The organism is Actinomycetes bacterium (assembly GCA_036000965.1).
In the GTDB taxonomy this organism is placed as follows: Bacteria; Actinomycetota; CALGFH01; order CALGFH01; family CALGFH01; genus DASYUT01.
The window spans coordinates 1-8,453 of sequence record DASYUT010000215.1; the positions used below are offsets into that span (position 1 = coordinate 1).

Below are 8,453 nucleotides of genomic sequence, written 5' to 3' on the forward strand. Positions count from 1 at the left end.
GTACCGCGTCCACGCCGTGGCCGACCGGGCAGGCGTCTGATGCCTGGCGCCGGCCGCACCATCCCACCACCCCGGGGCCGGTGGTGGCCCGCGCCGCCTCTGCCAAGCAGTTCCCTGACGCATCGACAACCAGTAGCCTCAGGGTCAGCCTGGGATCGAAGGCACGCATCGAAAGGCGGCGCCATGGACCCAACCCGCAAGCTGTACCGCAGCCGGACCAACCGCAAGCTGGCCGGGGTGTGCGGCGGCCTGGCCCAGTACTTCAACCTGGACGCGACGCTGATCCGGGTGCTGTTCGTCGTGCTGGCCGTGGTCGGGGGCTCGGGTCTTCTGCTCTACCTGGCGCTGTGGCTCGTCGTCCCCTATGAGCCGCAAGGCGTGGCATGACCGGCTGGCCCGGCCGATGCTCACGTCGTAGGTAGCATGGCCGTAGCCACGGTTCTCACGCCTCACCACTTCGCGTCGGATGCTCCCGCGCGAGCTGCGAAGACGCAGGTCCGCATGGCGCTCCCACGAACCTCGCTGATAAGGATAAGGTCCCAGGTTCAAGTCCTGGCAGGTCCACCACGGTTCTTGCAGGTCACAGCGTTGTCGGCACCGAGCCGGGAGCTCCGCTGCCTGGCTGGGCCGCGCTGGGGCCGCGCGCCCATCCCCGCCGTCAAGCTCGTTGGCCCGCCGGGCCGGTCCACTCGGGCGCCAGCCTCCACGACAACACGGACAGTAGTCGCCCATCCAGCCCAAGACGGCAGCCACGCGGCAGGTGCGGGAACGTCGCGCTGTCGCCCCGCTCCCCTGCGCTGGCGCAGCCGGCAGTGACGGGCGACCCGCGCGCCGGGCTGGCCTCCCTGGTCGGCGGTCGAGCGCTGCCGCTAACGCAGCGGTCGCAGCTGATGTGGGAGGTCGAGTACACCCAGGAGGCTCGCGCACAGCGTGCCACCCTGCCTGCGGTGGGCCGGGGAGCGCTTGACGAGGTGGTCGTGCGGCTTGGCCGGGACCCCGCGCAGGGCCCGCGGTACCGGGCTGGCTACCCGGCGGAGTACCGGATGCTGCCGTTCGGGGAGTGGGGCCTGGTCGTGTACCTGGTCCATGAGCGCCGCAGGGTTGTCGTCCTGCTCGATATCGTCTGGGCTGGGCCATAGCCGCACAGCAGACAGCGTGCCTGCCCTGGGTCCTCGGATGGCGCTGGGTCCTCGGATGGCGCTGGTAGGGGCGCTGTTGCATTGGGCGGAGCCAGGGCATGGTGAAGCCGCGGTCCCCGCCTGGTTCAGATCGCCATGGCCAGCTCGTCGAGCGCGACCGCCACCCGCCGGTTCATCGGCTCCTCAACGGCCAGCTCGTAATGGCCCCGCCGAAGGTTCTGCACGAAGGCATGCCCGGCCAGCACGACCCTGGCGCTGCGGTCCTACATGCGCCCGCGCATCGGCCGCAGCCGCGCCTGCAGCCGGCCATGGTCGGCCTCGACCCGGTTGTTGGCGTCCCGCTCGGTGCGGTGCCAGGATGCCGGCAGCAGCTCCTCCAGCACGACCGGGTCGGTCGCCGCTTGGTCCGTGATCACCTCGACGGGGAGCACCGTGACCGTGCCGAGAGCCAGCTCGAAGCACCGGCGGGCCGCGTTCGCATCCCGGCACCGGGACACGACCACGTCGATGACCTGCCCGAACTGATCGATCGCGCGGTCCACAGAGCGCCAGCGCCCAGCGACCTTCACGGAGGTCTCGTCCACGAACCAGCGATCACCAACCCGGTGCCGGCAGGGGCGGGCGGTCTCGGTCAGCAGCGGCGTGCACCGCACCACCCAGCGGTACACGGTGACGTGGTCGACCTCGACCCCACGCTCGGCGAGCAGCTCCTCGACGTCGGGTAGGAGAGGCCGAAGCGCAGCTACCAGCAGACCGCAAGCACGATCACGTCAGGTGGGAACCGGAAGCCGGCGAAGGCGGACCGTGGGACTGGACCAGGACGAGGACGACGGGTTCTCATGCCGACAGTCTCGCTGCTCAAGGCGGTCACAGCGAACGCAGCAGCGCCCCGGCAAGCTGCACGAACGCGTTTGCGTACCCTTCACGTGGCTGTGAACGCTGCTGGGACCACGACCACGGGGAGGAGGTGCGCCCGGCGTGAAGCCGGAGACCCGCTACGCCAGGAGCGGCGAGGTCAGCATCGCCTACCAGGTCGTCGGGGAGGGTCCCTTGGACCTGGTGTACGTCCCCGGCTGGGTCACCAACATCGAGCTGATGTGGGAGGAGCCGAGCTACGCCCGGTTCCTGGACCGTCTGGCCTCGTTCTCCCGGCTGCTGCTGATCGACAAGCGAGGAACGGGGCTGTCGGATCGTGTTGTCGAAGCCGAGCTGCCCACCCTGGAGCAGCGGATAGACGACGTGCGGGCGGTCATGGACGCGGTGGGGTCGCAGCGGGCGGCGCTGGTGGGCCACTCCGAGGGCGGCAACATGGCGGTGCTGTTCGCGGCGACCTATCCGCAGCGGACCCTGGCGCTGGTGGCGTTTGGGATCTTCGCCACGCGGGTCTGGTCGCCTGACTACCCCTGGGCGCCCACCCCCAGGGAGCGCCAAGCCTGGTATGACCGGGTCGAGCAGGAGTGGGGCGGCCCGGTCGACCTGGCTGACCTCGCGCCGAGCGTCGCCGGGGACGAACGGTTCCGGCGATGGTGGGCGACCTATCTGCGGCAGGGCGCCAGCCCCAAGGCGGCGCTGACCCTGGCCAAGATGAACACCCAGATCGACCTGCGCGCGATCCTGCCCACGATCCGCGTCCCGACCCTGATCCTGCACCGCAGCGGCGACCGGGACGCGAGGATCGAGGAAGGCAGGTACATCGCCGCCCGCATCCCGGGCGCGAGGTTGGTCGAGCTCGCCGGCGTCGACCATCTCCCCTGGGTCGGCGACCAGGACACGGTGCTGGATGAGGTCCAGGAATTCCTCACCGGCGTCCGGCGGGAGCTGGACCGCTTCCACGGCCGGGCGGTCAAGACCGTGGGCGACGGGTTCCTAGCCACCTTCGACGGGCCGGCCCGCGCGATCCGCTGCGCATGCGCGATCCGCGACGCACTCGGCGGGCTCGGCCTCCAGATCCGGGCCGGGCTGCACACCGGGGAGTGCGAGCTGATCGGGGATGACATCGGTGGCATCGCGGTCCACATCGGCGCCCGGGTGGCGGCGCTGGCAGGGCCGGGTGAGGTCCTGGTGTCCAGGACGGTCAAGGACCTGGTGGCCGGGTCCGCCATCCAGTTCGAGGACCGGGGCACCCAGAGCCTCAAGGGAGTCCAGGAACCGTGGCGGCTGTTCGCTGTTCGGTGACTCCGGCGGGTGCCGATGCGACCCATCAGGGTGGCGGCGATCATGCGCTGCTTGAGGGCGGTGCCCAGCTCACCGGCTACCGCCACCGTCCGCTGCAGCAGCGGCGTCTCGATCGGCCCGGGCGCCACCGCGTTGCACCGGACCCCACGGCGCGCTGACTCGCGCGCGATCGCCTTGGTGAACCCGATCACGCCGGCCTTTGAGGCCGAGTAGACCGAGCCCGCCTCGTGCCGACGCGTCCTGCCTCGCTCGCGACGTTGACAATCGCGCCGCGTCCTCGTTCCTGCATACCGCGCAGGACAGCGTGCGTGCAGGCGAGCGTCCCATGCAGGTTCACACCGAGCACCTGGTCTCACTGCGCCTCGTCGGTGTCGATGAAAAAGCGCCAGCCGGTCACCACCAGCGTTGTTGACGAGGATGTCGATCAGGCCGACCGTCCGCTCCGCCTCCGCAATCGCCTGGCGGACCGACGCGACATCTGCCACGTCGCAGGCGACCGCGAAGCCGGCGACCTCGTCCGCGACCGCGCAGGCGCCAGGCACGTTGATGTCGGCGACCACACGAGCGCCCTCGGCTGCGAGCCGGCGGGCTGTGGCCGCGCCGATGCCGGACGCGCCACCCGTCACGAATGCAACGCGACCATGCAACCTCATGCGTCCACCTTCTGCCGCCACCGGTTCACGTATACGACCTGCTCGACCGGGCGGCGCATCGCGGGCTTGAAGCTGTCGCCCGTGTAGTAGGCGACGGGGATCATGGCAACCTGGGTGACCGTCTCGGGGATGCCGAGGACCCCGGCGGCCTCCCGCTCGTTGGCCAGGTGCAGCGTCGTGTACGCCGACCCGAGCCCCCGGCTGCGTAGCGCGAGCATGAAGTTCCACACCGCCGGCACGATCGACCCGTAGAGCCCCGCGGCGTCGAACACCGACGCGTTCTCCGGCAGACGCTGCAACACGCATGGGACCACCAGCACCGGCACCTCGTGCAGGTGGTCGGACAGGTACTGCGACGAGTCGAGGATCTTGTCCATGTCGGTGCGGCCCGCCTGCTGTGCCGCCGCCCGGTTCGCCGCCAGGTACGGGTCGTGGCTGCGGCGGTACAGCTCGGCGAGCCGCGCGCGAACGGCGGGATCGTCGACGATGAGCCAGCGCCAGGGCTGGCTGTTGCCGCCGATGGGCGCCTGCAGCGCGATGCGCAGGCACTCGAGCACGACGTCCCGCTCCACCGGACGCGATAGGTCGAGCCGCTTGCGCACCGACCGCGTGGTGGTGAGGAGCCGATCGGTCTGGACCAGGTCGAAGCCCGCTGCGGTGGGCATCAGACCTCCTTGTCAGCGAACCTCATAGAGCTCGTACCTCAGCGTTCGTCCGTCGAAGGTTCCCTCCAGGCGTCCCGACTCGACCTCGAAGATCATACGATCGCCCGCTGGCGTCCCCGACAGCACCAGTGGCGGCCGAAGCTCGGCCGTCATCGTCGCGAGGTCCACGAGCTCGATCGTCATGTCAGCAGCATCCTGGCCACCTGGTAGGCCTTGGTCAGGTCGGGTGCCTCGCCGGTGATGAGGTCGGTCCAGAGGAACGACTCGGCGATGCGGACCATCGCGAAGGCGAGCGTCTCCGGGTCGAGTCGGAGCTGCAGTCCCTTGTGCTCCTGCGCTTCGATAAGGATGTCGCGGAAGGTGTCGACGACCCGGCGTTGCAGCGGACTTGCCTTGGAAGTCATCACGCGCAGCGCGCACTCGGGCTCGGACTTGACGAACCGGCGCAGCGGCTCGAGCTCGACGATCAGGTCGCCGAACCGGCGGTAGACGGCGAGTACCCACGCGGCACCGCGTCCCTTGGATTCAGTGCGGGCTTGCGCCAGACCGGGCTCCGACAGCGACCAGAGCACTTCGCCGAGCAGCTGGTCGCGGCTGCCGACCCAGCGATACAGGGTGGCCCGGCCGATGCCGAGCTCCTGCGCGAGCTCGTTCATGTCGACCCGCTCGCTGCGCAGGAAATGGCGCCGTGCCGCATGCAGCACATCCGCGGGCGTGACCGGGCGCTCGTCGCCCTGCGCGGCCAGGTGCTGCTCGAGGATTGTCGGTCGCCTCACGGTGCGACCGCCCTTGACTCTTGAGACATATAGCCATAACGTCTCATGGTGAGACGAATCTACAAGATGTCTCGCCCGCCTGCAAGGGGGTCCAGCATGACGGCACAGGGCACGGTCGATCCGCGGTTCGCGGCAGTGCAGGAGGAGTTCGAGCGTAACTTCGCCGCGCGCGGCGAGGTGGGCGCCTCGGTCTGTGTCACCGTCGACGGTGAGACGGTCGTCGACCTGTGGGGCGGCATCGCCGACCCCGAGACGCAGGCACCGTGGAACAGGGACACGATCGTTCTCGTCTGGTCCTGCACCAAGGGTGCCACCGCGCTGTGCGCGCACATCCTCGCCGCCCGCGGCGTCATCGAGCTGGACGCGCCGGTGGCGCGGTACTGGCCCGAGTTCGCAAAGGGCGGCAAGGACGGGATCACCGTCCGCATGCTGCTCAACCACCAGGCCGGCCTGCCGGCGCTGCCCGAGCCGATCCCCGAGAACGGGCTGTGCGACTGGGATGCGGTCGCCGAGGCCCTAGCCGCGATGGAGCCGCTGTGGGAGCCGGGCACGCGCCACGGCTACCACGCGCTCGTCTTCGGACACCTCGTCGGCGAGGTCCTGCGGCGCGTCACCGGCCGCTCGCTGGGCACGTTCTTCCGCACGGAGGTTGCCGAGCCGCTCGGGCTCGACTTCTGGATCGGCCTGCCCGAGGAGCAGGAGCCACGGGTCGCGCCGAGCATCTCCCCGGAGCCGCCGGCGCCGGGCCAGCCGCTGCCGCCGTTCCACGCTGTTGGCATGACCGACCCCACGTCCATCCCCGGGATGATCGTGTGGAACTCCGGCGGCATCCTGCTGCCCGGCGCGGTCAACACCCGCCAGGTCCACGCCGCGGAGATCCCCTCGGCGAACGGGATCACCAACGCGCGAGGGCTGGCGGGGATGTACCGTCCGCTCGCGCTCGGCGGGGAGTTCGGCGGCGTCCGCCTCGTGCCCGAGGACGCGGTCCCGGCGATGGGCGCGGTCACCGCTGCCGTCGCCAAGGACGCCACGATGCTGGTCCCCACCCGGTGGGCGAGCGGGTTCATGAAGGGCGTGGACAACCACCACCTGCCGCCTGGCCAGGACGACGCCGTGATCCTGTCCGAGGAGGCGTTCGGCCACCTTGGCAACGGCGGCTCGCTCGGCTTCGCGGACCCCAGGGCGCGGTTGTCGTTCGGGTACACGATGAACCGGATGGGCGGCGGGGTCGGCATGGAGGACCGCGGCCAGGCGCTCGTCGACGCCGTCTACCGGGTCCTGGGGTACCGCCGCGGACCGCGCGGCGGCATGTGGTACGTCTAGAACCGAAAGTACGTGAATCATGAAGGCGAAAGTGGACAGCTACCTTGAAGAGGCGCAGGCCGCTTGACTGAGTAACTGGGACCCAGAGGTCGATGAAGACACCCGCGCCCAGGTCTCGCCGAACCGTGTCACGCCTCGGGATGGAGGCTGGCGGCCAGACCGCTGACCGTCAGCGGCTTCGCGGGGTAGCCCCGCCGCGCTCAGGGGAAGCCAGTACCAGGCTGTCTATCGCTTGCCATCGGCGCCAGCACGTAGACCTCATCCAGGTCGACCTCGGCCAGCAGATCCAGCGACGTGCTCGAGTACACCCCGCCATCGACGTACCGCCGTCCCCCGATCACCGTCGGCCGGTACCAGCCAGGGATGGAGCAGGACGCGACCACCGCCTCGGGCAGCGTCGCGGGTGGCGCACCCGCTCGGCCGAACGCGACCCGCCGCCCGGAATGGTAGTCGACGGCCATGACCCAGGTCTCTCCACCCGGCGCCCAGCCCGCTCCTGCGGTCCGCACTGTGGCGGGCAGCGCACGGGCCTCGGCCTGGGCGAGCAGCCCATGCACCAGGCCCTCCAGGGTCAGGCCACCTTGACGTCACGCCGGGCGCCATCGGCCAAGCATGGCACGCAGCGTGGCGTCGCGCTCACCATGCGGTCCGGTCCCGCTCGGCGCCGACCATGGCGGCCAGGGTCTCGTGCGCGGTGTAGGCCGGTGCCCAGCCGAGCTCACGGCGGGCCTTCGTGGTGTCCATGAGCATCGGGTGCCGCGCGGCATGCACCCACTCCATCTCGACAGGAAGGAAGGGAAGCCTTTCCACCAGCGTCGAGGTCAGGCCGACCAGCGCGCCGGGGACCGGGATCGCGTAGCCGCCCAGGGCGCGGGCAAACTCGCTCATCGTGATCTCGCCGTCCCCGGCGAGGTTGTAGGCACCCGGCGGCCCGGCGCCGACGACCGCCGCGCAGACCGCGGTAGCGACGTCGTCGTGGTGGACCAGCTGGAAGCGCACCCCAGGGTCGGGAAGCACAGGGAGGCCGGGTATGCGGCCGAGCACCCGCCGGGCCGGGTCGGGCAAGCGCTCGGCGGCCCGGCGCCACGGCAAGCTCCGGACCAGCAGCGTTGCCTCCGGCCCGGCCACGATGCACGGTCGCAGCACGTAAACCTCCAGGTCGGCACCGGCAGTGACCTCGGCCAGCAGCGCCTCGCAGGCGGCCTTCTGCGCGGAGTAGTAGTGCTCGGGCGAGCCGCGGGCGGCGACGTCCTCGGTGAGCGGCACCGGGTTGTCGGCATGGTAGCCGTAGGCCGCCAGGGACGAGGTGTACACCAGCCGGCGCGGCCGATCAGCCGAGACGGCGGCCTCGAACACGTTGCGGGTGCCGGCGAGATTGATCCGCTGGCTCTCCTCGCGCGAGCCGACGATGAGGTACGCGAGATGCACCACCACGTCGGCCTCGGCCACCAACGTCTCGACCGCGGCCCGGTCCAGGACATCGCCTTGCCGGTATTCGGCCTTGCGCCAGCCGCGGGACGCCGGGTCGAACGGCCGGCGGGCCATGCCCAAGACGCGGTCCACCCGGTCCTCCTGCTCCAGCGCGCGGACCACCGATGTGCCGATCTCCCCGGTCGGTCCGGTGACGGCGACGGTGAGCGCCATGGTCAGCTTCCCTCGCAGTCGCTGAGCTGGGCAGGCAGCTTCGGAGACGTGGTGACGACCCTGCCCCCGGGTCGCCAG

General features: G+C 70.6%; 9 protein-coding genes and 1 pseudogene. 4 read left to right on the top strand and 6 right to left on the bottom strand.

What is annotated here, in order from left to right:
- Positions 1 to 183: 183 nt before the first annotated feature.
- Both VG276_19855 and VG276_19860 read left to right on the top strand, forming a co-directional pair.
- Positions 184 to 387, top strand: a complete 204-nt coding sequence (locus VG276_19855) for a PspC domain-containing protein (GenBank protein ID HEV8651582.1) — start codon at positions 184 to 186, stop codon at positions 385 to 387.
- Between the two features lie 425 nt (positions 388 to 812).
- Positions 813 to 1,139 (top strand): hypothetical protein, encoded by a 327-nt coding sequence (locus tag VG276_19860; GenBank protein HEV8651583.1) that lies wholly within the window; start codon positions 813 to 815, stop codon positions 1,137 to 1,139.
- A gap of 125 nt (positions 1,140 to 1,264) precedes the next feature.
- On the opposite strand, the pseudogene VG276_19865 reads toward VG276_19860, so the two are convergent.
- Positions 1,265 to 1,881, bottom strand: a pseudogene (locus VG276_19865) (IS6 family transposase).
- A gap of 236 nt (positions 1,882 to 2,117) precedes the next feature.
- Between VG276_19865 and VG276_19870 the strand changes: the two are divergent.
- Entirely contained in the window at positions 2,118 to 3,314 is a 1,197-nt protein-coding gene (locus VG276_19870) for an adenylate/guanylate cyclase domain-containing protein (protein HEV8651584.1), read from the top strand.
- A gap of 649 nt (positions 3,315 to 3,963) precedes the next feature.
- Here VG276_19870 and VG276_19875 read toward each other — a convergent pair.
- From VG276_19875 to VG276_19885, 3 genes are read right to left on the bottom strand one after another with little or no spacing between them, the layout of a single operon-like run.
- The gene (locus VG276_19875) at positions 3,964 to 4,632 is read right to left on the bottom strand and encodes a nitroreductase family protein (protein ID HEV8651585.1); all 669 of its coding nucleotides are present in this window, start codon (positions 4,630 to 4,632) and stop codon (positions 3,964 to 3,966) included.
- A 12-nt stretch (positions 4,633 to 4,644) separates the two neighbouring features.
- Complete coding sequence (locus tag VG276_19880; GenBank protein HEV8651586.1) at positions 4,645 to 4,815, bottom strand: hypothetical protein; 171 nt, start codon at positions 4,813 to 4,815, stop codon at positions 4,645 to 4,647.
- Positions 4,812 to 5,408, bottom strand: coding sequence for a QsdR family transcriptional regulator (locus VG276_19885; protein HEV8651587.1), 597 nt, complete (start codon positions 5,406 to 5,408; stop codon positions 4,812 to 4,814). Before VG276_19885 ends, VG276_19880 begins: the two co-directional genes overlap by 4 nt.
- A 96-nt stretch (positions 5,409 to 5,504) precedes the next feature.
- On the opposite strand from VG276_19885, the gene VG276_19890 reads away from it, so the two are divergent.
- On the top strand, positions 5,505 to 6,731 hold the full coding sequence (locus VG276_19890) for a serine hydrolase domain-containing protein (GenBank protein ID HEV8651588.1): 1,227 nt from the start codon (positions 5,505 to 5,507) through the stop codon (positions 6,729 to 6,731).
- Positions 6,732 to 6,931: 200 nt separating this feature from the next.
- Here VG276_19890 and VG276_19895 read toward each other — a convergent pair whose 3' ends face one another.
- Together VG276_19895 and VG276_19900 are read right to left on the bottom strand one after the other, a co-directional pair.
- Complete coding sequence (locus VG276_19895) at positions 6,932 to 7,288, bottom strand: patatin-like phospholipase family protein (protein ID HEV8651589.1); 357 nt, start codon at positions 7,286 to 7,288, stop codon at positions 6,932 to 6,934.
- 79 nt (positions 7,289 to 7,367) lie between these two features.
- Positions 7,368 to 8,375: an NAD-dependent epimerase/dehydratase family protein gene (locus VG276_19900; GenBank protein HEV8651590.1), complete on the bottom strand. Its 1,008-nt coding sequence runs from the start codon at positions 8,373 to 8,375 to the stop codon at positions 7,368 to 7,370.
- Positions 8,376 to 8,453 lie beyond the last annotated feature (78 nt).

Excerpts from the sequence above, each read along its gene's own strand:
- VG276_19855 (HEV8651582.1), top strand. The coding sequence starts at position 184 with ATGGACCCAACCCGCAAGCTGTACCGCAGCCGGACCAACCGCAAGCTG.
- VG276_19875 (HEV8651585.1), bottom strand. The coding sequence starts at position 4,632 with ATGCCCACCGCAGCGGGCTTCGACCTGGTCCAGACCGATCGGCTCCTC.
- VG276_19880 (HEV8651586.1), bottom strand. The coding sequence starts at position 4,815 with ATGACGATCGAGCTCGTGGACCTCGCGACGATGACGGCCGAGCTTCGG.
- VG276_19890 (HEV8651588.1), top strand. The coding sequence starts at position 5,505 with ATGACGGCACAGGGCACGGTCGATCCGCGGTTCGCGGCAGTGCAGGAG.
- VG276_19900 (HEV8651590.1), bottom strand. The coding sequence starts at position 8,375 with ATGGCGCTCACCGTCGCCGTCACCGGACCGACCGGGGAGATCGGCACA.